Genomic DNA, 19,375 nt, shown 5'->3' on the forward strand with positions numbered 1-19,375 from the left:
CATAGCCCGAGCTATGGCTGTGCTTTGCGCCTCGATTGGGCACGTTTTGACGCGCTACTCGGGCACGACCAAAAAACTCTCAGCCTCTGAGGGATCATCCGGAGCGCAATCCGGGCCAGGCTGTTACAATAGCAACTTCGGTACAGCACCAGATTTATACATCGAAGCCCTTTTGCCACGGGCTTCCTTCTCAAATACGGCGCTTCTCAGAGCCCGAATTCACAGTGCGTTCAGTGCCCCTACAGCCCTGAGCCCCTCACAGCACTGTTCCATTTCCTGGCGAGCACTCCCCAACAGTGCCCCTCAAAGGCTCAACCGGCCCAGCCCTTTCCGAAGGGCCTGGCAGGCAGAAACCGAACAGCCGCCGGCTTGTTCGCAAGCCGTCTACTCTCTATTTTTCGACTATGAAGCTGGGACCCAATACTTGGCAACCCGGCCAGGACATTTTTATGAACATTGATCACAACAAAATCGCGGTGGGCAAGTACCTTGTTTCCCCGCTTGCCAAAGAGCAGGGCGAAGGACGCTACGCCGCTTCGGTATCCATCCGTTCCGGGCGCGGCAGCGCGTCGCATGACCGCGTGCTGCGTTTCAGCGGCCTTTTTGACAGCGCCGCAGCCGCGCTGCATTACGCCACCGAGCACGCGCTGGGCTGGATTCATGAGCGCTCATCGCCGGCTTGCGCCTGACGGTCGGCGGCCCCCGTCGGGGTCAGCCGGGACGGCCAGGTAGACGTTAGATAACCAAACCAGCCAAAAGACAGACAGATAGTCAAACAGGTTTTTTTCAAATCTCAAGGAGTTACATCATGGCCAAAGAAGAACTGATTGAAATGCATGGACTGGTAGACGAAGTGCTGCCCGATTCGCGTTTCCGCGTGACGCTCGACAATGGCCACAAACTGGTGGCCTATACCTCGGGCAAGATGCGCAAGAACCATATCCGCATCCTGGCCGGCGACCAGGTGTCGCTGGAGTTGTCGCCTTACGACCTGAGCAAGGGCCGCATCACCTTCCGCCACATCGCTGGCCGCGGCCCGGGCCCTGCCCAGCGGCCTTCGCGCTAAGCCAGGCCTTCGCAACGGAGCGGGAGACCTGCGTTCAGGGACAAGCGTTGCCGCAGTGAGGGTAGATCCGATGGCGGCTTCTTTCGTGCCCGCCATGTGATCCGTCGTCTGGTCCAGCCGCATCCCGGGCTCCCTCCAATCAGTCTGCTTAAGGATCAAGGCGAGGCATCAGGTAACGGGCGATACAGGTGTCCCGTCCCGCCTCAGGTCGCGGGGCCTGCGCTGCCGGGATGCGCGCTTGGCGCCGGCCGAGCCATCCAGGCAATCAGCGAGGATCGCATGGCTTCTTCCACCGACATGTCAATGGGTTGCACCCACTCAGTCGGCACGAACACGGTGTAGCCGCCGATCATGTAGCCCATGGGCAAATACACCGCCACGCGCTCACCCGGCAAAAAGCCCGCCGGCAAATCGGCAAAACTGCGGCGCGTGATCAGGCCCACGATTTCCATCGCGTGGCCCGGCATGCGCAGAATCACCACGCTTTGTTCCGCCTGCTTGCCGGCCGGCGAGAAGTAGTCGGCAAAACTTTTTAGCGACGAATAAATGCTCTTTACCACGGGCAGGTTGGTGAAAGGCAGTTCGGCAAAAGACAGCAGCTTTCGCACACCGGGCTTGGACACCATGTAGCCAATCATCAGAATGCCCAGAATCCCGAACACCAGCCCCATGCCGGGCACGTAGAAACCACCAATCAGGGGGTTCAATACCCACAGGGCGGCGGCTTCCGTCCAGGCCAGAAAAACATAAAACAGGTACAGCGTCAGGACCACCGGCAAGATGGTGATGAGGCCGCGAAAGAAATATTTGTAGAGGTTTTTCATGGGGTGAGGGTATTTGTTCGCGGCCGCCGGAGTAGCCGAAGGAGCCGACCAGGGCATCACCGCAGATGACGTTGGCAGCGCGGGGGTAACTCCGGGCCCCAATATAACCATTTCACGTGACCGACCATCGACCCCCGACTTCTGTCATCGGCGCCGTCCTACATCGGCAGGGTATGAAGAACTGCCCGCGCCGGCCTGCATGGGTCTAGAGTTGATTTTGAACCGGTCCGTCCTTATTGACAGATCGGTTCCGCTGTGAATGTTGAGGAAAAAATTTCCAATAATTTTCAGGCGGATCGCCATCGGTTCGCCTGTACCTGGAACAAGCCATGAATCAGTCAAAACCGGTCAGCGCGCAATTCAGGGCGCCGTTGCGCTCGCTGGCCCTAACCGTCGAAGAAACGGGCCCCGGAGATTTTCGCTGGCGTATTCTGGAAGGCTTCGGCAATCCTCCCGTGTTTGAATCCGTGAGTTGCGCCAACCGGACGTTTTCGGCCTACGATACGGCGTTGGCAACCGGCTATGGTGAGTTGCAGCGCCTGATTGGCCTTGAGCTTCAGCATGGTCCGCGCGCGGCACCCGACGCTGTCGTAGACTTCATCCGCCTGGCCTCCACGCCGCGTCCGAGGCCTGTTGAACGGGCCGATCCCGTGAAGTCCCCGCCCGTGAACGGTGGAAGCTTCACCCCGCGCATACGAAGACCCGCATGAAACCCGACCTGAAGGCCGACTACACCCGCCTGCGGACCGAGCTGGAGGCCTTGATGGCCCAGCCTGTGAAAGACTTTGCGCGCATCGACCAGATCGTGCACCAGCTCGAGCAGGTCCAGCTCGCCATCAAGGAAGAGCACGGCGTCAAAGGCAACAACCCCAACGAATAGCCGGCGACCCGGACTGAGGCTCCACCCGGCGCGGGCCGGGTACTTGCGATGTGGTACATGGGTAGCATTTTGTGACCTCGCTTGTCCTACATGGTCCTTCGCATCGAACCGACGCTGCGCCAGCCGCGGCTCCGCGTAAATTAACAGCAGCTGGCAATACGGCCAGCCTTCGACGAACCTCAGTGCCTGTGATGGGCACGCTTAAGGAGTAGAAATATGAAAGCATCAAAACCCCTGGCTTCTGCCGTAGCCGCTGCGGCTGTTGTCGGTGCCATCGGGCTGGCTTATGCCCAGACACCGGATCCTGGCACGCAACCGGCAACACCGGCCGACACCTCCAGCCAGACCATGCAAAACCAGGGAACCACCAGCCCTGCCACCAGCCCGGGCATGAGTACGGAAAGCCCTATCGAGCGTCCGGCCCAGGCTGACCGCAACTAAGCCTGACCGAACCCGTGCGCGGGTGTGAGTTCTTCCCGGGCCGGCAGAACGCATTTCGCGTTGCCGGCCCGAGGTGCGTTCATCCGCGCTAAAGTTCGTTAAAGGTCTGTACACATGGCCCTCGGCAGAGAGTTCATGCAAATCGTGCGATCCATTCAAGTGCCCGGCTCCCAGGCCGCTGGTGGTGAGACGGCCCTGCCTCTGCCAGAGCCGGGCGAAGCCGCCAGCCGACGCTCGGATCTGCTTGATGGCATCAAGCAGGGCGTCTTGCTGGGCGCTGCGATTCTGGCGCTCACATTGCCACCGCTGCGTATGGGTACCCCTCACAGCCAGCCGGGGCCGCGCTATGCGGACTTCGCCGGTGAAAGCGCATCCGCCGATGCGCAGCATGTCGCCAACTGGGTGGTCGACTCGGGCGACAACCAGCAACTTTTTTTCGTGATCTTGGACAAGAAAAATACCCGGGTGTTTGTGTTTGACCCTTCCGGCAAGCTGCGCGGCGCCACCCCGGTGCTGGTCGGCGCCGCGAAGGGCGACGACTCCGTCACCGGGATTGGCGGGCGGCCGATTGCGGAAGTGGCGCCGCACGAGCGCACCACGCCAGCCGGCCGCTTCATGGCGGAACCTGGCCGCAACACCCTCGGCGAAGACGTGGTGTGGGTGGACTATGAGGCGGCCGTTTCCATGCACCGGGTACGCGCCCTGGAGCCCGCCGAGCGCCGGCTGGAACGCCTGGCGTCGCCCACCACCGATGACAACCGCATTTCCTATGGCTGCATCAACATGCCGGTCGAGTTTTTTGAGAATGTGCTCAGGCCGGCCTTCAACGCCCGCTACGGCGTGGTCTACGTGTTGCCGGAGGTCAAGACCGTTGGCGAAGTGTTCACGTCGGCCTATGACCTGGTCGCCAGGTATGGCCTGAAACCCGCAGGCTGACCTCGGCCCGTGCCTTCCTCTTCCCCCCTTTCCGGCGAGCTGATCTGTAACAGCCTGCCCTGACTGGCCGGAGGGATTTCGCCTGATGAAAAGGAGGGCGCCATGCGGAAAATAAACCACAACCTGGCGTCTGTTACACAGCACCACGGTGATGAGGAAAAATCAGGCTCAGCCCGCGAGAGTTAACCACTTCCTGCTACAGAGTTAATAGCGGATTGGGCTGTCATCTGAAGGGGTTTTCCGTTGTAAACATTTACTTGCATCGCTAACATCATCGGTATTCGTAGCCGGGCCAATCACCGCAGGGTGGGCCCGGTTTTCTTTCTCTGTGCGCTTGCGCACGTAGTTGGCGCAACCCACAGGATCCCGATGTTGTTCACAGGTCAGCGGCTGCACGCTTGCATCGTCCACGTGGCACTGCTCGTGGGCGCGGCGCTGTTTCCGGTGATGTCTTCCGCCGCGCCGGCGATGGCTGCGGAACCCCTGGACGGCCTGGACACTGGCCTGGCGCTGGAGTCCGCGTCGGACGATGCGCGCCATGCGCTGCAGTGGATTGTCGGGCTGGGCGATAACCAGGGGCTGCCCTTTGTCATCGTCGACAAAAAGGGCGCCCGCATCTTTGTATTTGCAGCGGACGGCCGCCTGCGCGGCGCTTCGGCTGCGCTGCTGGGGCTTACGCCGGGCGATCATTCGGTGCCGGGTATTGAGCAGCGCAGCGTGGCCAGCCTGCGGGTGGACGAGCGCACCACGCCGGCCGGCCGGTTTGTCTCGGAGCCGGGCCACAACCTCCAGGGCGAAGCGATTGTCTGGATCGACTATGCCGCGAAGCTGGCCATCCACCGACTGCGCCCGGCCGACCCGAAAGAACGCCGCGCGGAACGGCTGGGCTCGGCCACGCCTGACGACAACCGTATTTCCATCGGCTGCGTCGTGGTTCCCGCGGACTTCTATGACGCAGTGGTGGCCCCGGTGCTGGGAAGAAGCTACGGCGTGGTGTATGTGCTGCCCGAAACCCAACCCGTGCGGCGCATGCTGGGCGCCATGGCGCTGAGCCAGCGGTAAACCGCGTCTTGTCCGGGCTCGATCAGGGCTATCCCATCCGTCCAGGCCGATGAGGTCAGCCAGACTAACCCAGCACAGGTGGAGGCTTGGGTAACTGCTCCTTGCCCACTTTTCAGCCAGCTGGGCCAGACGCATTCAGTGGCCCCGCGTCAGCCATTCCTTACCGGCACAAAGCCTGCAGGCCGGCACGGGCGCCCCGGTTCAAGACCTACAGTGAAGCTGTCTTTCAACTTGTTACCCAGAAGGAGACACACATGCCCCTCATTGCCTGGCTACTTGGCGTGCCACTCAGCGTTATTTTGATATTGATGCTGCTGGGTGTATTTTGAATACGGATGAATTCAAAAGCCCGCAACAGCGGGCTTTTTTGTGCCTGCCGGCGGGCAGTGCCAGCCTTCAGGCCGATGCCAGGCTGCTGTGATCGTTGCGATCGCTGCTGCGCTTGCGCCGCGCGCGCAGGTTCACCACTTCCCACCAGCCCGGCAACAGGCTCTGGATCTCAGGCCGGGTGAAGCGGTCATCCATCAGGTAGACCACGCCGCGGTCCGAGGTGGTGCGGATCACCCGTCCTGCCGCCTGCACCACTTTTTGCAGACCGGGGTAGAGATAGGTGTAGTCGTAACTTTGGCTGGCGCCAAAGTTGGTGCCCATGCGCTCCCTGATCTGCTCGTTCACCGGGTTGACTTGCGGCAGGCCCAGAGTGGCGATGAAGGCGCCGATCAGCCGGTCGCCCGGCAGGTCTATGCCTTCGGCGAACGAGCCGCCCAGCACGGCAAAGCCAATGCCTGTGGACGCCGGCGTGAAGCGCGCCAGAAACGCATCGCGCGCGGCTTCCTCCATGCCGCGCGTCTGCTCCCACATGGGGATATGCGGGTAGCGTTGCCTGAACAGCGCAGCCAGTTTTTGCAGGTAATCGTAGCTGCTCAGAAACGCCAGGTAGTTGCCGGGCTGGCCCTCATATTGCCGCGCCATCAGGTCCACGATGGGTGACAGCGAATCGTTGCGGTGCTGGAAGCGCGTAGAGATATCGCTGACCGCCTTCACGGCCAGCTGTTCGGCCAGAAAGGGCGACTGCACATCCGTCCAGACCGTGCCGGCGGGCAGGCCCAGGGTGTCGGTGTAGTAGTTTTTCGGGCTCAGCGTGGCCGAAAACAGGGCCACCGACTGCGCCGCCGCAAAGCGGGGCGCCAGGAAGGGCGCCGGCACCACATTGCGAATGTTCAGCTGGGCAGTGTCCGGGCCCGCCTGCAGGGCATTTTGTTCGCCGGGTTCCTGGCGCAGCGTCACGTCAAACAGCGAGTGCTCGCCAAACGCATCGGCCATGCGCGAGAAGTGCAAGGCCTCGAAGTAAAAATCCTGCAGGGCGCCGTCCACGCGGGTTGGGTTGGCCAGCAAAAAGTCGGTGATGTGGGTGAGGGCCTGCTGCAGCACCTTGAGAAAGCTGGCGGGCAGCTCGGGGTAGACCTGGTAGCTCTCCTGCCGTGCCTGCTGCGCCTGGTGCAGGTCCTGCAGGCTTTTGTCCAGCCGCTGCAGCGAAGCCTTCACCGCTTTGGGCGCCAGCGCATGAACCTGCTGCAGCTGGGCCTGGTCCAGCAGGGCCGAGTACATTTTTCGCCCGCGCTCGACCATGTTGTGCGCTTCATCCACCAGCACGCTCACGCGCCACTGGTTGGTGCTGGCCAGACTGTGCAGGAGCGCGCTGGTGTCAAAGTAATAGTTGTAGTCGCCCACCACCACATCCGACCAGGTGACCAGCTCCTGGCTCAGGTAGTAGGGGCAGACCTGGTGCGCCAGCGCGACTGCGCGCAGGGCGCTCTTGTCCAGCACGCCGCGCGCTGCTGCATGGCCTATCGCGGCGCTGCGCGCTTGCGGCAGGCGGTCGTAAAACCCTTTGGCCAGGGGACATGAGTCGCCGTGGCAGGCCTTGTCGGGATGTTCGCAGGCCTTGTCGCGCGCCACCAGCTCCAACACGCGAAGGGGTAGGGGCAGAGGCGGGGGCTTAGCCTGTGTTTTCTCGGGTGCGGCGGTGCTGCTGGCCCGGATGCGTTCCAGTGCATCCAGTGCGAGCTTGCGGCCCGGGGTTTTGGCCGCCAGAAAAAACAGCTTGTCCAGTTGCTGCCCCGGGACCGCCTTGAGCAGCGGAAACACCGTGCCCATGGTCTTGCCGATGCCGGTGGGAGCCTGCGCCATCAGGCAGGTGCCGGCCTGGGCTGTTTTGTACACGGCCCCGGCCAGCGCGCGCTGCCCGGGCCGAAATTCGGGGTGCGGAAACTCCAGGGCCTTCAGGGCCGCATCGCGCGCTTTGCGGTGCGCCAGCTCCTGGCTGGCCCAGGCCAGAAAGCGTTCGCACTGCGTTTCAAAATACTGTTTCAGCGACGCGGCCGAAAATTGCTCGGTGAGCGGCGTTTCCTGCAGGCTGGCCACGTCAAAGTAGACCAGCGTCAGGTTGATGTCTGGAAGGTTTTTTTCGGCGCACAGCAGCCAGCCATAAATCTTCAGCTGCGCCCAGTGCAGCTGCCTGCGGTTCTCGGCCATCGCATGCAGATCGCCGCGAAAGGTCTTGACCTCTTCGAGCTGGTTGAGCGCCGGGTCATAGCCATCAGCCCGGCCTCGCACGGTCAGCGTCTTGTAGTCGCCCTGCAGGCTCACTTCCGCCTGGTAGGACTCGCCGCGCCGCGCTGCCACCAGCGCATGGCCGGCCATGCCTTCCTGCGCGGAGGGCGATGGCGTAAAGCGCAGGTCGAGGTCACCATGCTTGGCGGTGAACGCGCACAGGGCCCTGACGGCTACAAGGTATTTCAATCGGGGCTCGCTTGGGCGGGGGGATGCGTCATTTCAGAGGGGGTGGCTCATGGTAGTACAGTCGCGGCCCCCGTCACGCCCGGCGATTGTTCAGGGGCCGGCAATATTCAACGCTCCAGCCATTTACCCCCGCGTCCAGGCCGTCTACAGTCCGTTTTGGGGGATTTTTATGGGGCTTTATGCTCTTATGTCCTTATGTATCCTGATGGACGCCTGCGGTGTGGCCCGCAATGCCACGCCGAAACCCGCAACCTGACAGCATTGAATCCATGGAACAAATTATCCAGTGGCTGGAGCAATACGGCCTGGCCGCCGTCTTCCTGAACATCGTTCTGGAGCAGCTCGGCCTGCCCATTCCGGCCTATCCGGTGCTCATCCTGACGGGGGCACTGAGTGTTAACGGCCAGTACTCGGCAGGTGGCCTGCTTTTCATCGCCGTGCTGGCCTGCCTGATCGCCGACAGCGTCTGGTACTGGGCCGGCCACCACTTCGGCGGCCGTGTCCTGAAAACCCTGTGCCGCATTTCCCTCTCACCCGACTCCTGCGTGCGGCAGACCGAGTCAATCTTCACGCGCTGGGGTGCCAAGTCGCTCATCCTGGCCAAGTTTATTCCGGGCTTTGCCTCGCTCGCCACGGCATTGGCCGGCAGAACCGGCGTGCCCTTTGGCCGCTTCGTTTTCTTTGACGCGATCGGCTCCGTCCTGTACGCCAGCGGCGGGCTGGCCATTGGCCTGGTGTTTCACGATGCGGTGGCCGATGTACTGCTGGTCTTCGAGCAACTGGGGCGCATCGGGGTAGTGGTGCTGCTGATTTGCTTCGGCCTGTTTCTGGCGCACAAATGGTGGCAGCGCCAGCGCCTGTACCGGCAGCTGCGCATGGCCCGCATTTCGCCCCATCAGTTGCAGCAGTGGACACAGGACAACAAGCCCACCGTGATCCTGGATGTACGCACGGAGCTGAGCCGTGCCGGCGGCGGCATCATTCCCGGCGCGCTGGTCTGGTCGGACCTGGACCGCAAGATGGCCTCGCTCGATCTGCCCCACGATGCGCATGTGGTGGTTTACTGCGCCTGCCCCAACGATGCGTCTGCCGCCCAGGTCGCCAAGCGCCTGATGGCCGCGGGTTTCAGCAATGTGCGCCCGCTACACGGCGGCATCGATGCCTGGGAGGCGGCGGGATTTCCGCTGGAGTACCCCAGCCGGCTTGAGCCCGTCGACGCGGTGAGGACGAGTTGAGGCCGTGAAGTCTTGAATGTGAACTTGAACGTGAACGGGAGCGGGAGCGGGAACTTGAACGGGCAGACCCTACTGGGGCTTTCTGCCGTTCAGTGCGCTTTCGAATTCCTCGCTTGAAAGGAATCCGTCGCGGCTGGTGTCGGCTTCGTCAAAGTGCCTGGCCACGCCGCGAAAGCCGGCCGCTTCTTCGCGGCTGACCTTGCCATCCTTGTTGGCATCCATGTAGCTGAAGGCCCGAACCATGTCCTTGGCCGCGTATTTGGGTGCCGCCGCCGGGCTGGGGGCCGCTTGCGCGGGGGCTGCTGCGGCAGGCTCGGGCGTCTGGGCTTGCGCGCGCATGGCCAGCAGCGCGCCTGCAGCGGTCAGCGTCAGCATCATGACGCCGGCATAAAGCCAGGACCGGTGAGACGCATGAACGACGCGCGAAGACATTTGCCGTGAGATCTGTTTTGCGGTGAAGGGTTTGGCGGTAAGGGTCTTAAAGGTCTTAAGGGTCATGGGTTGGCTGCTGAATGTTTGATGTCTGGGATGTTTTGGATTTTTTGAATGTTGTTGGCCAGGTTCAGGTCGAGTCCTGATGAACATTGAACACCAATAAGTGCCCGCGGGCCAGTACGCTTGCAGGGTGTTTCGCCGCTTTACATTGGGGCGCGCGGCGGACACATATCTTTGCCTCATACCTCTCGTCATCCCGCCTCATTCGGCCCATGTTGCCACGAAGTCTTGTCCGCACCTGAAGTGTGGCCTTCTTGTGGCCCGCAGCTCAGATCGCAAATTTCAGGAAGATCGCACAGTGGTCCGAGGCCACGTTGCGGCTGGACACGTCCTTGAAGCGCTCAAACTGGAAATCAATCGACAGCGGATCGGGGTCGTCTTCGATGGCTTCCACCCGCACCTGCCTGGGCAGGTAGCCGCCGTCGACTTTCTTCGATTCAGCCCGAAAGCCGATGCCGCGCCGCTCGACGGTGATTCCGTTTTGCTTCAGCTTGCCGGCCAGGGCGGGGGACAGCAGCACATGGTCCAGTTGCGACACGCTGTTTTTGGCTTTCCAGTAATGCGTCCACCGTTCCTCCGGCTCCAGCATGGCCAGCGCATCCACCAGGCCCGACTTCAGGCAGAGCCGGGAGAGCTGGGGTGCCAGCGGCGTGTCGTTCAAATCACCGAGCACGGCGAAATAGTCGGACTGGAAGGCCGCGCCGGGAAACCGGGTCTTCAGCAGCTTGGCCACGGTGTCGGCCTGGAGCTGGCGCTTCTCATTGGCTGCGGCGCGCTCCCGGTTGCGGGCTTCTTCATTGGCGCCCAGCGCCAGCTTGGATTTGAAGTGGTTGATGAACAGGGTGACGAACGCGGTCTTTTTGACGCGCAGCCGCACCTCCAGGCAGTCGCGGCTGAAGATGTATTTGCCGGCGGCCGTGTCGTCCACATGGGTGGCCACACTGTCAAGCGGGTACTTCGACAAGATGCCCACATCAATCTGCCGCAAATCACGCGAGTCCAGCACCACGGCATACGGATAAGCCGCTGCCAGGAAGCGTTCATTGAACTCGCGCAACGCAATCAGGCTCTCCACTTCCTGTATGCACACAACGTCGGGCAGCACGGTATTGCCCTGGGTAATGGCCAGCGCTGCCAGCTTGCGCTGCTCGGCGTTGAAGATCTCGAAGGCGCCCTTCTGGTAGAGCGGCAAATAGCCCACATTGGGGTTGGTCACCCGGCTCTTGCCACCTTGGTCGCCCGGGAATGTCTTCCCGAACTTGTAGCGCACAAACAGGTTGTTGACGTTGAAGTTGCACAGTAGCATGACACGCCCCCTGGAGTGGATGACAGGCGCAGTTTATCCAGCGGGGCCGTGCGGCGCATCCTCCAATTGCAGCATGTCGGCGGGCAGACCGGCGGGGCGGCATTATTCCCCATCGACGAATACACATGGAAACAGATTTCTCCGCCTTGATGGGTTGACAAGCCGCGTCATCTGGCAAATACTTATCCATATGGTTAAGTATCAAGACAATGTAGACGATGTGCTCAACGCCGTGTTTGCCGCGCTGGCCGACCCGACGCGCCGCAAAGTGCTGCAAACCCTGGAGCAGGGAAGTCTCTCGGTGGGCCAGCTGGCCGAGCCGCATGGCATGTCCCTGCCCGGGTTCATGAAGCACCTGCGCGTGCTGGAAACCGCGGGGCTGGTGACCCGCGCCAAGGACGGGCGGGTCGTCAACCTGGCCCTGTTGCCGGAGCCCATGCAGGAGGCCGCCATGTGGCTGTCCCGTTACGAGAAATTCTGGTCCGATCGCCTCGATGCGTTGGGCCGCTACCTGTATCAGCAAGAGGAGTTAAACCCCCCATGGAAAACAGTAAAAACAGCGAAGACGGCCAAGGAAGTCAAGGCAGCCAAGGTAGTGAAGCCAGCAGCCCCCAGGAGCGGCCGTCCGTCAACTTCATCCGGCACTACAAGGCCCCGCCCGAAAAAGTCTGGCGGGCCTGGACCGACCCGCAAGCATTAGTCCGCTGGTTCGGGCCCGACCCCGAAAGTGTGGTTTCGGTGGCCGACCTCGATGTGCGCGTCGGCGGCAGGTACCACATCCGGTTTGGCGCGCCCGGCGGCGAGGTGCATGACGTGAGCGGCGTGTACCAGGAGGTGGTGCCCTCCGAGAAGCTGGTTTTCAGCTGGGCCTGGAAGAGCACGCCCGAGCGTGTGTCGCAGGTTACGGTGATGCTGCGGCCCTGGGACGGCGGCACCAAACTGATCTTTGTCCATGAAAAGTTCTTCGACCAGGCCGCGCGCGATAGCCACAACCAGGGCTGGACGGGGGCCTTCGCCAGACTCGACCTTCTTTTCACCTGATATGCCAATCTACAGGAGACCACCATGCTCGCAAACAGAAACGCCATGGCCACCATCGCCGTCAAGGACATTGACGTGGCCCACAAGTTCTACGGAGGCACGCTGGGCCTTCAGCCCCTGGAGAGTTCGGAAAAAGGCGTGCTCAGCTACCAGAGCGGCGGCGCTACCGTGATTGTGTATGCCTCGCAATACGCCGGTACCAACCAGGCCACGTCGGCTACCTGGAGCGTGGGCGACGAGTTCGACAGCGTCATGCGGGCGCTGAAGGCCAAGGGCGTGGTGTTTGAACACTACGACCTGCCCGGGTTGACGCGGCAGGGCGATGCCCATGTAGCCGGCAGCTTCAAGGGTGCCTGGTTCAAGGACCCGGACGGCAACATCCTTCACATCGTTAACCGCTAAACCCCGCCCGGCCTTTTCACGCCAGACCATCTTTCAAGGAGCGCGCCAGTGAACAAGACAGTCAACAAAACAGTGAGCGAAAACTCCGCCATCCATGCCGTCGTCTCACCCGAAGAATGGGTGGCCGCCCGCCAGCACCTGCTTGCCCGGGAAAAGGAGTTCACCGCTCAGCGCGACCTGTTGAACGCCGAGCGGCGCAGGCTGCCCTGGGTGAAGGTTGACAAACCCTACGTGTTTGAGGGGCCCCAGGGCAGGCAGACCCTGGCCGACCTGTTTGAAGGGCGCAGCCAGCTGATCATTTACCACTTCATGTTCGGCCCGGGCTGGAAGGAGGGCTGCCCCAGCTGTTCGTTGCTGGCCGACCATCTGGACGGCGTGTTGACGCACATAGCGCAGCGCGACATCACCGTGGCCGTGGTGTCGCGTGCGCCGCTGGCCGAGCTGGCCGCCTTCAGGCTGCGCATGGGCTGGCGCTTCAAGTGGCTGTCGTCATACGCCAGCGACTTCAACCACGACTACCACGTCTCCTTCACCAAAGAGGAACTGGCCCGCGGCAAGGTGTATTACAACTACCGCATGACGGAAGGCTTTGAGGAAGGCTTTGACGAACTGCCGGGCGCCAGCGTGTTTTGCAAAGACGACCAGGGCAACATCTTTCATACCTACTCCACCTACGCGCGCGGGCTCGAGCTGCTGCTGGGAACCTACAGCTGGATAGACCTCACACCCCAGGGTCGCAATGAAGACAGTTTGCCTTTCACCATGGCGTGGGTGCGCCACCACGACAAATATGACAACTATGAAGGGGCGCCCAAGCCGGCCGCGCAGGCTGCCCCAGCCTGCTGCCATGCGGACGCCAGCGCCGCATGAGTGATACCGCCGGGACACCCAGGGCCACACGGCGCGAGTGGATTGGGCTTGCCGTCATTGCGCTGCCGTGCCTGCTGTACTCCATGGACCTGACGGTCATGAACCTCGCGGTGCCGCACATCAGCGCAGATCTCAAGCCCACGGGCGCGCAACTGCTGTGGATGGTGGACATCTACGGCTTCATGATTGCCGGCTCGCTGATCACCATGGGCACGCTGGGCGACCGCATTGGCCGGCGCCGGCTGCTGCTGATGGGGGCTGCCGCGTTTGGCATTGCCTCGGTGCTGGCGGCGCTCTCGACCACTGCCGGGATGCTGATCGCCACGCGCGCGCTGCTCGGCCTTGCCGGGGCGACGCTGGCGCCTTCCACGCTTTCGCTGATCCGCAACATGTTTCCCAATCCGGAGCAGCGCACGGTCGCCATCGGCGTGTGGATCACTAGTTATTCGACCGGCGGTGCGATAGGCCCCCTGGTCGGCGGCCTGCTGCTGGAGCATTTTTGGTGGGGTTCAGTGTTCCTCGTCAGCGTGCCGGTGATGGTGTTGCTGCTGGTGCTGGGCCCCGCGCTGCTGCCCGAATACCGCGATGCCGACGCGGGGCCGCTTGACCTGCCGAGTGCTGTGCAGTCGCTCGCTGCCGTGCTGGCTGTGATCTACGGCCTCAAGCGCATCGCCGAGGACGGTGTGGGTTGGCTGCCCGCCGTGTGTATCCTGGCGGGGCTGGCCATTGGCGCGGCGTTCTTGCGCAGACAGCGCACGCTGACCAGCCCGCTGATCGACCTGGCGCTGTTCCGCGCGCCGGCTTTCAGTGCGGCCCTGGTCATCAACACCCTCTCTTTCTTCGGCGCGTTCGGGGCTTTTCTTTTTATCGCGCAGTATTTGCAACTGGTGATCGGGCTTTCGCCCCTGCAGGCGGGCCTGTGGTCGGTGCCTTCGGCGCTTGGTTTCATCGTCGGTTCCATGCTGGTGCCGCTGATCGTGCGACACATCTCTTCGGGCCTGGCGGTCGTGGCTGCCCTGGCGCTTTCGGTCGTCGGCTTCGGTGTGCTCACGCAGGTGGGCGGCGCCTCCGGGCTGACCATCCTGGTGACCGGTTCGGTTATCTTTTCGCTTGGTCTGGCGCCGGTGGTTACGCTGGGCACCGACCTGATTGTCGGCTCTGCGCCGCCCGGGCGCGCCGGCGCAGCAGCGGCGATTTCAGAGACCAGTTCCGAATTTGGCGGTGCACTGGGCATCGCAGTGCTGGGCAGCGTCGTAACGGCCGTGTACAGCCATGCCATGGCCGATACCGTTCTCAGCGGTGTACCACCCGCCGCCATGCAGACGGTGCGTAGCACGCTGGGCGGCGCCGTGGCCGTGGCCGCGGAGTTGCCCGGCACCAGCGGCGCAGCGCTGCTCGATACCTCGCGTGACGCGTTTGCCCAGGCATTTCAGGTAACGGCCACGATCAGCGCGGCCCTGCTGCTGGCAACTACCATTCTGGCTGCCGTCATGCTGCGGCAGACGCGCACCAGTGCAGTGGGCTAACGCCAATACGGTTCAGTCAAGCCCTTGCCCCTGGTTTGTCATCCGGACTTGATCCGGGATCCATGGATGGCGGGCCAAGCCCGCCATGACAAGCCAAGGTTTTGGTCATTCCGACATTCCGATTCAAGGTGAATAACTTAACTGAACAGTATTGGGGCTAATGCCGCATGCAGATCTGCCTTGCTTCCGGCAAGCTCAACTGATTCTTCAATTGATTCTTCAATTGATTCTTCAATTGATTCAATTCAGAACAGAAGGAAGGACAAAAATGCTGCTCACAGACAAGGTCTGCCGTCATCTGACGGCGCAGGCGCGCCCCGCTGAAGTTCCCGTACGTCGCTCAAAGTCTCGACCAGCCGGAATAGGTGACCAGATCAGGGTGCGGTGAATCGCCGAACAGTTCGCGCAGGGCGATACACAACTCGCTGAGGTCATGGGTCTTGCTCATCACCAGGGCTGCCCCCGCATCGTGAGCGCTGGCCCTCAGCGCGTCATCCACGTAGCCCGAAATGATGATCACCGGCAGGTCTGCGCGCAGCCGCTTGATCTGCTTGAGCAATTCAATACCAGAATAGCCTTGCAAGCGGTAGTCGGTGACCACCGCATCACATCCGGACGGATCCGCCTTAAGGGCCGGCAGGGCGTCCCGGCCACTTTCATAGCAGGTGACCCGAAAGCCGGCATCGGACAGTGCCTCGCTGACCAGGCCCCGCATGGCTTGATAGTCGTCCACATAGATGATGTGCCTGAGGTCGGCGCCCGACGAGTGGGCCGCCGGAGTTTCCCTGGGCAGTGCGGTGGGAAGGTAAATATCAAAAGCGGTTCCCCGGCCCGGCTCCGGCGACGCGGTGATCATGCCATGGTGCTGGGCGATGATCTTGCTGATCTCGACCAGCGGAAGCCGGCGCGCACTCGAAGGCCTGTCGTCAATCTGCGTGGGTGCGGGCATCAGCCTATGGGCAGGGCCCGCTGTCACCCGGCTGCTGTTGCTGACGACCAGCCGCGCATAACGCCTGGGCGGGAGCCCGCCCTGCAATTTTCCCGCATCGGGGTCCAGCACGACGTCGTCCAGCAGCACCTCGCTCATCTCCACCACGATTTGTGTTGCCAGGCCGACCATGGAGTGCCACGCCACGATGAAAACACTCACCAGCGCCTGCTCCAGCCGGTCTGCATGCGCGCGCACCTGGGGGTGTTCATGGACCAGCTCAACCGCAAGCTCGACCTCGCCCGGAAGCAGGGCGCGAAAGCGCTGCAGGGCGTGCGCCACGATGGGCTCAAGCCCTTGATTGACCGGCCCGGCGGATTGTAGAAGGTCAGGATGCACGGAAGCCTTTCCAATGACCATGCGAGGTGGTGTCTTTCTGCGGCGACCGCAAGTGCTGGCAGCTTATTTCGCCTCGTTCCGCCTCGCGCGCCAGAGTGACAGCGTAGAACTTTTGGCTGAAGGCGTCAATGATCGCCTACCCGCTCGCTTTGAGCGCACGCCAGTACAACAAACGCCAAAACCCAATACAACCAAAACCCCGAAAACGGAAAACGCCCTGGGTTCAATCAAAGCGTGCGGCGCAGCGCGTCAAAGAAAAGCTCCGATTGCAAACGCTCACCCATGGTTTCCCCGGCCACGCGCTCGACAATCGCCGCATCGACCGGCACGAGGGGCCGGCCGGTGGACTGTGCCAGCACCTGCACCATGCAGGCCCGCTCCAGGTAGTAGAGGTCGTCATACGCATGGTCCATGCGCGCGCCGCAAACCACCACGCCATGGTTGCCCAGAAACACCACGTCCGCCCCCTGCATCGCCTTGGCAATGCGCAGGCCCTCGGTGGCGTCCAGCGCCAGGCCGTTGTAGTCCGCGTCAATGGCCACCCGGCCGTGAAAGCGCATCGCGTTTTGCGACAGCGTGGTGTCCAGTCCGCGGTCGGCCGTGAGCGTCAGGGCCGTGGCGTAAGGCATGTGAGTGTGCAGCACGCAGGCCTTGCGGGCATGGCCATGAATCGCACCGTGGATAAACATGGCCGTGGGCTCCACCTCACGATGGCCCGCCAGCTTGTTGCCTTGCACGTCAATCATCACGATGTCGTCCGCGCCGATCTCGCTCCAGAGCAGGCCACGCGGGTTCAGCAGAAAGCGGCCCGAGCCGTCCGGCAACTCCACGCTGAAGTGGTTGCAGACACCTTCGGCCAGCCCATGCCGCGCGGCGGCGCGCAAGGCCAGGGCGAGGTCGCTGCGCAGCTGGTGCGCCGCCTCAAAATCTTTCTGGTGTGAAACGGCGTGTGGCATGAAGGGGGCCTTTCTCAAAAATCAAACGCAGGGCCCCTCTTTATAGCGCTGCGCAAGGCCACCGGGGCAGGGCGTCAGAAATGCGGCGGCAGCTCGTCGCGCAGGCTGCGGCCCACCACCACGTCACCGTCGCGCACCGGCTGCTGCTTGAGTTCGGCAATCTCGTGTATCAGGGCATCAATTTGCTGCTGCTGGCGCACGATGACCTTGTCGAGCTGGTCCAGCAGGTCTTCGGTAAACGATGCCTTGATCTCCAGATCGGTCAGGCGCTGGTCGGTGTTGCTGGTGCTGGTGTCGTTGGCTTGTTCCATAGCTGTATTGGACATGAAGCAGTGGGTGGGTTTTAGAGGATCCCAAAAAAATCCGCGGCGATGGATATTGTTAAGCGTGTTGCTAACCCTTATTCGACGGGCACAAGTCGCCATATTTGTGATAGCGACTGAAGCGTGCCGGGCTCAATTGGCAGCTGGTTTGCCGACCCACAGGCGCTGCGGGCCTGGCCCTTCCGCCGCCAGCTTGTCGAGCGGGTTGCGCAGCCGACACCGGTCAATCGACAGGCAACCACAGCCAATGCAGTCGTCCAGTGTGTCGCGCAGTTTCTTGAGTTGTGCCATGCGTTCATCCAGCTCGGCCCGCCAGGCGCTTGACAGCCGTTCCCAGTCTGCGCGGCTGGGCGCCGCCGTTGCGGGCAGGGTGGCCAGTGCCGCTTCGATGTCTGCCAGCGCAATGCCCACCCGCTGCGCCACGCGGACGAAGGCCACACGTCGCAACACATCGCGTGCATAACGGCGCTGGTTGCCCTGCGTGCGGCCGCTGCTGATCAGGCCCTTGGCTTCATAGAAGTGCAGGGTAGACACTGCCACCCCGCTGCGGCGTGCCACTTCGCCCACGGAGAGCGTGGGCGCGAATCCAGCCTGTTCAAGTGAAATATTCATTCAATACCCCTTGACCTCAACTTTACTTGAGGTTTTAGACTTCTGTTTCTGCGTGCGAATCGGCGCGTATTTTTAACTTCCAAGGAGTTTCCCAAGATGCCCAGCGAATCCCCAGCCAATGCCAGCGCTCCTGTGTTTCGGGTTGATAAATTCCAGGTGCCGGCCGAATCGTTGACGCCCTTTATTGACCAAATTCAACACGTCCAGCGCACGCTGGGTACATTGCCGGGGTGCCGCCAAAAACATGTGCTGACGCAAACAGGCGGCCCCAGCGAGTTCAATGTGGTCACCATCGTCGAGTGGGCCAATGCCCAGGCGCTGGCCGCGGCCCAGGCCGTCGTCCAGAAGCAGCTGGCAGAAGAAGGCTTTGATCTGGCTTCCTTCAGGCAGAAGCTGAACGTGCGCGGCGACTCGGGCTTTTACAGCCAGGTCTGAATTGCCGTACCGCCTTGTTGAATACCCCCTCCGGCTGCTTGGAATCCCCCTGGCGCTGAACCTGCGCCCGCTTTTTACCAACACAATCCTGCTCCATCATGACCCAACTCTCTGCCTTCCCCATCACCCGGAAATGGCCCGCCCAGTATCCCGACCGGATCCAGCTTTACTCCTTGCCCACGCCCAATGGCGTCAAGGCATCGATCATGCTCGAAGAGACCGGCCTGCCGTATGAGCCTCACCTCGTCAGCTTTGAAACCCGTGACCAGATGTCGCCGGAATTTCTATCGCTGAGTCCCAACAACAAGATTCCCGCCATCCTCGACCCGAACGGCCCCGGTGGCAAGCCGTTGGCATTGTTCGAATCGGGCGCCATATTGCTGTACCTGGCCGACAAGTCCGGTCAATTCATGCCGCAAGATGCCGCCGCCCGCCACGAGACGATCCAGTGGCTGATGTTCCAGATGGGCGGCATCGGCCCCATGTTCGGCCAGCTCGGTTTCTTTCACAAGTTCGCCGGCAAGGCGTACGAAGACAAGCGCCCGCGCGACCGCTATGTGGCCGAGTCAAAACGCCTGCTCGGCGTACTGGAGCAGCGGCTGGAAGGCCGCAGCTGGCTCATGGGCGATAGCTACTCTATCGCCGACATCGCCATCTTCCCCTGGGTGCGCAACCTCGTCGGGTTTTACGAGGCGGGTGAGCTGGTGGGGTTTGACGGCTTCCCGAATGTGAAGCGGGTGCTGGAAGCGTTTGTTGCGAGGCCGGCGGTTGCCAGGGGCCTGGCGATACCGAAACGGGGTTGACGGCTGCGCGGGTTGGTCGATAGCTGGCGAACG

Annotated in this window: 23 protein-coding genes; 15 read left to right on the forward strand and 8 right to left on the reverse strand. The window is 62.2% G+C overall.

The features are described 5' to 3' along the window. The first annotated feature begins 449 nt into the window (after positions 1–449). Positions 450–689: a hypothetical protein gene (locus BPRO_RS06740; protein ID WP_041389337.1), complete on the forward strand. Its 240-nt coding sequence runs from the start codon at positions 450–452 to the stop codon at positions 687–689. Between the two features lie 119 nt (positions 690–808). Then, on the forward strand, positions 809–1,066 hold the full coding sequence (gene infA, locus BPRO_RS06745) for a translation initiation factor IF-1 (RefSeq protein ID WP_011482304.1): 258 nt from the start codon (positions 809–811) through the stop codon (positions 1,064–1,066). 203 nt (positions 1,067–1,269) lie between these two features. On the opposite strand, the gene BPRO_RS06750 is transcribed toward infA, so the two are convergent. Further along, the gene (locus tag BPRO_RS06750) at positions 1,270–1,890 is read right to left on the reverse strand and encodes a DUF502 domain-containing protein (RefSeq protein WP_041388489.1); all 621 of its coding nucleotides are present in this window, start codon (positions 1,888–1,890) and stop codon (positions 1,270–1,272) included. Positions 1,891–2,219: 329 nt separating this feature from the next. On the opposite strand from BPRO_RS06750, the gene BPRO_RS06755 reads away from it, so the two are divergent. From BPRO_RS06755 to BPRO_RS06770, 5 genes are all read left to right on the forward strand, one after another. Next, entirely contained in the window at positions 2,220–2,600 is a 381-nt protein-coding gene (locus BPRO_RS06755) for a hypothetical protein (protein WP_011482306.1), read from the forward strand. Beyond that, complete coding sequence (locus BPRO_RS29470) at positions 2,597–2,770, forward strand: hypothetical protein (protein ID WP_157045745.1); 174 nt, start codon at positions 2,597–2,599, stop codon at positions 2,768–2,770. The genes BPRO_RS06755 and BPRO_RS29470 overlap by 4 nt, the downstream gene beginning before the upstream one ends. A 216-nt stretch (positions 2,771–2,986) precedes the next feature. Continuing rightward, positions 2,987–3,211, forward strand: coding sequence for a hypothetical protein (locus BPRO_RS06760; protein WP_041388491.1), 225 nt, complete (start codon positions 2,987–2,989; stop codon positions 3,209–3,211). A gap of 135 nt (positions 3,212–3,346) precedes the next feature. Continuing rightward, positions 3,347–4,147 (forward strand): hypothetical protein, encoded by an 801-nt coding sequence (locus BPRO_RS06765; RefSeq protein WP_198140989.1) that lies wholly within the window; start codon positions 3,347–3,349, stop codon positions 4,145–4,147. A 369-nt stretch (positions 4,148–4,516) separates the two neighbouring features. Next, positions 4,517–5,209 carry a hypothetical protein gene (locus tag BPRO_RS06770; RefSeq protein WP_011482308.1) on the forward strand — a complete coding sequence of 231 codons (693 nt, stop codon included), beginning with the start codon at positions 4,517–4,519 and terminating at the stop codon, positions 5,207–5,209. A gap of 396 nt (positions 5,210–5,605) precedes the next feature. Here BPRO_RS06770 and BPRO_RS06775 read toward each other — a convergent pair whose 3' ends face one another. After that, entirely contained in the window at positions 5,606–8,011 is a 2,406-nt protein-coding gene (locus tag BPRO_RS06775) for an ATP-dependent DNA helicase (RefSeq protein WP_011482309.1), read from the reverse strand. Between the two features lie 269 nt (positions 8,012–8,280). Between BPRO_RS06775 and BPRO_RS06780 the strand changes: the two genes are divergently transcribed. Then, positions 8,281–9,246 (forward strand): DedA family protein/thiosulfate sulfurtransferase GlpE, encoded by a 966-nt coding sequence (locus tag BPRO_RS06780; protein ID WP_041388493.1) that lies wholly within the window; start codon positions 8,281–8,283, stop codon positions 9,244–9,246. Between the two features lie 69 nt (positions 9,247–9,315). Here the strand turns inward: BPRO_RS06780 and BPRO_RS27925 are convergent, their stop codons facing one another. Further along, the gene (locus BPRO_RS27925; protein WP_049764077.1) at positions 9,316–9,744 is read right to left on the reverse strand and encodes a hypothetical protein; all 429 of its coding nucleotides are present in this window, start codon (positions 9,742–9,744) and stop codon (positions 9,316–9,318) included. 265 nt (positions 9,745–10,009) lie between these two features. Beyond that, positions 10,010–11,047, reverse strand: a complete 1,038-nt coding sequence (locus BPRO_RS06790) for an endonuclease/exonuclease/phosphatase family protein (RefSeq protein WP_011482312.1) — start codon at positions 11,045–11,047, stop codon at positions 10,010–10,012. A 190-nt stretch (positions 11,048–11,237) separates the two neighbouring features. Here BPRO_RS06790 and BPRO_RS06795 point away from each other — a divergent pair, with 190 nt between their 5' ends. Genes BPRO_RS06795 through BPRO_RS06815 form a run of 5 tightly spaced genes read left to right on the forward strand, consistent with a single transcriptional unit; the run spans position 11,238 to position 14,886 of the window. Further along, entirely contained in the window at positions 11,238–11,747 is a 510-nt protein-coding gene (locus BPRO_RS06795) for an ArsR/SmtB family transcription factor (RefSeq protein ID WP_011482313.1), read from the forward strand. Next, on the forward strand, positions 11,684–12,088 hold the full coding sequence (locus tag BPRO_RS06800; protein ID WP_081430567.1) for an SRPBCC family protein: 405 nt from the start codon (positions 11,684–11,686) through the stop codon (positions 12,086–12,088). The genes BPRO_RS06795 and BPRO_RS06800 overlap by 64 nt, the downstream gene beginning before the upstream one ends. 24 nt (positions 12,089–12,112) lie before the next feature. Then, a complete protein-coding gene (locus BPRO_RS06805) occupies positions 12,113–12,490 on the forward strand; it encodes a VOC family protein (RefSeq protein WP_011482315.1) in 378 nt (125 codons plus the stop codon). Between the two features lie 48 nt (positions 12,491–12,538). Beyond that, entirely contained in the window at positions 12,539–13,360 is an 822-nt protein-coding gene (locus BPRO_RS06810) for a DUF899 domain-containing protein (protein WP_011482316.1), read from the forward strand. Continuing rightward, complete coding sequence (locus tag BPRO_RS06815) at positions 13,357–14,886, forward strand: MFS transporter (RefSeq protein WP_011482317.1); 1,530 nt, start codon at positions 13,357–13,359, stop codon at positions 14,884–14,886. The genes BPRO_RS06810 and BPRO_RS06815 overlap by 4 nt, the downstream gene beginning before the upstream one ends. Before the next feature lie 340 nt (positions 14,887–15,226). Here the strand turns inward: BPRO_RS06815 and BPRO_RS06820 are convergent, their stop codons facing one another. The 4 genes from BPRO_RS06820 to soxR all read right to left on the reverse strand — a co-directional run bounded on the left by BPRO_RS06820 (position 15,227) and on the right by soxR (position 18,104). Continuing rightward, positions 15,227–16,213: a response regulator gene (locus BPRO_RS06820; protein ID WP_198140990.1), complete on the reverse strand. Its 987-nt coding sequence runs from the start codon at positions 16,211–16,213 to the stop codon at positions 15,227–15,229. Positions 16,214–16,440: 227 nt separating this feature from the next. Then, positions 16,441–17,169, reverse strand: coding sequence for an aldolase (locus BPRO_RS06825; RefSeq protein ID WP_011482319.1), 729 nt, complete (start codon positions 17,167–17,169; stop codon positions 16,441–16,443). 74 nt (positions 17,170–17,243) lie between these two features. After that, positions 17,244–17,495, reverse strand: a complete 252-nt coding sequence (locus tag BPRO_RS06830) for a SlyX family protein (RefSeq protein ID WP_157045746.1) — start codon at positions 17,493–17,495, stop codon at positions 17,244–17,246. A gap of 129 nt (positions 17,496–17,624) precedes the next feature. Next, a complete protein-coding gene (soxR, locus tag BPRO_RS06835; RefSeq protein WP_011482321.1) occupies positions 17,625–18,104 on the reverse strand; it encodes a redox-sensitive transcriptional activator SoxR in 480 nt (159 codons plus the stop codon). 96 nt (positions 18,105–18,200) lie between these two features. Between soxR and BPRO_RS06840 the strand changes: the two genes are divergently transcribed. Both BPRO_RS06840 and BPRO_RS06845 read left to right on the forward strand, forming a co-directional pair. Beyond that, a complete protein-coding gene (locus BPRO_RS06840; protein ID WP_011482322.1) occupies positions 18,201–18,539 on the forward strand; it encodes an antibiotic biosynthesis monooxygenase in 339 nt (112 codons plus the stop codon). Positions 18,540–18,637: 98 nt separating this feature from the next. Further along, positions 18,638–19,342, forward strand: a complete 705-nt coding sequence (locus BPRO_RS06845; protein WP_011482323.1) for a glutathione binding-like protein — start codon at positions 18,638–18,640, stop codon at positions 19,340–19,342. Positions 19,343–19,375: the final 33 nt, after the last annotated feature.

It is taken from the genome of Polaromonas sp. JS666 (assembly GCF_000013865.1).
In the GTDB taxonomy this organism is placed as follows: Bacteria; Pseudomonadota; Gammaproteobacteria; order Burkholderiales; family Burkholderiaceae_C; genus Polaromonas.

What these genes read in the sequence shown, in the direction of transcription:
- BPRO_RS06740 (WP_041389337.1), top strand. Translation starts at nt 450, where the DNA reads ATGAACATTGATCACAACAAAATCGCGGTGGGCAAGTACCTTGTTTCC.
- infA (WP_011482304.1), top strand. Translation starts at nt 809, where the DNA reads ATGGCCAAAGAAGAACTGATTGAAATGCATGGACTGGTAGACGAAGTG.
- BPRO_RS06750 (WP_041388489.1), bottom strand. Translation starts at nt 1,890, where the DNA reads ATGAAAAACCTCTACAAATATTTCTTTCGCGGCCTCATCACCATCTTG.
- BPRO_RS06755 (WP_011482306.1), top strand. Translation starts at nt 2,220, where the DNA reads ATGAATCAGTCAAAACCGGTCAGCGCGCAATTCAGGGCGCCGTTGCGC.
- BPRO_RS29470 (WP_157045745.1), top strand. Translation starts at nt 2,597, where the DNA reads ATGAAACCCGACCTGAAGGCCGACTACACCCGCCTGCGGACCGAGCTG.
- BPRO_RS06760 (WP_041388491.1), top strand. Translation starts at nt 2,987, where the DNA reads ATGAAAGCATCAAAACCCCTGGCTTCTGCCGTAGCCGCTGCGGCTGTT.
- BPRO_RS06765 (WP_198140989.1), top strand. Translation starts at nt 3,347, where the DNA reads ATGCAAATCGTGCGATCCATTCAAGTGCCCGGCTCCCAGGCCGCTGGT.
- BPRO_RS06770 (WP_011482308.1), top strand. Translation starts at nt 4,517, where the DNA reads ATGTTGTTCACAGGTCAGCGGCTGCACGCTTGCATCGTCCACGTGGCA.
- BPRO_RS06780 (WP_041388493.1), top strand. Translation starts at nt 8,281, where the DNA reads ATGGAACAAATTATCCAGTGGCTGGAGCAATACGGCCTGGCCGCCGTC.
- BPRO_RS27925 (WP_049764077.1), bottom strand. Translation starts at nt 9,744, where the DNA reads ATGACCCTTAAGACCTTTAAGACCCTTACCGCCAAACCCTTCACCGCA.
- BPRO_RS06790 (WP_011482312.1), bottom strand. Translation starts at nt 11,047, where the DNA reads ATGCTACTGTGCAACTTCAACGTCAACAACCTGTTTGTGCGCTACAAG.
- BPRO_RS06795 (WP_011482313.1), top strand. Translation starts at nt 11,238, where the DNA reads ATGGTTAAGTATCAAGACAATGTAGACGATGTGCTCAACGCCGTGTTT.
- BPRO_RS06805 (WP_011482315.1), top strand. Translation starts at nt 12,113, where the DNA reads ATGCTCGCAAACAGAAACGCCATGGCCACCATCGCCGTCAAGGACATT.
- BPRO_RS06815 (WP_011482317.1), top strand. Translation starts at nt 13,357, where the DNA reads ATGAGTGATACCGCCGGGACACCCAGGGCCACACGGCGCGAGTGGATT.
- BPRO_RS06825 (WP_011482319.1), bottom strand. Translation starts at nt 17,169, where the DNA reads ATGCCACACGCCGTTTCACACCAGAAAGATTTTGAGGCGGCGCACCAG.
- BPRO_RS06830 (WP_157045746.1), bottom strand. Translation starts at nt 17,495, where the DNA reads ATGTCCAATACAGCTATGGAACAAGCCAACGACACCAGCACCAGCAAC.
- soxR (WP_011482321.1), bottom strand. Translation starts at nt 18,104, where the DNA reads ATGAATATTTCACTTGAACAGGCTGGATTCGCGCCCACGCTCTCCGTG.
- BPRO_RS06840 (WP_011482322.1), top strand. Translation starts at nt 18,201, where the DNA reads ATGCCCAGCGAATCCCCAGCCAATGCCAGCGCTCCTGTGTTTCGGGTT.
- BPRO_RS06845 (WP_011482323.1), top strand. Translation starts at nt 18,638, where the DNA reads ATGACCCAACTCTCTGCCTTCCCCATCACCCGGAAATGGCCCGCCCAG.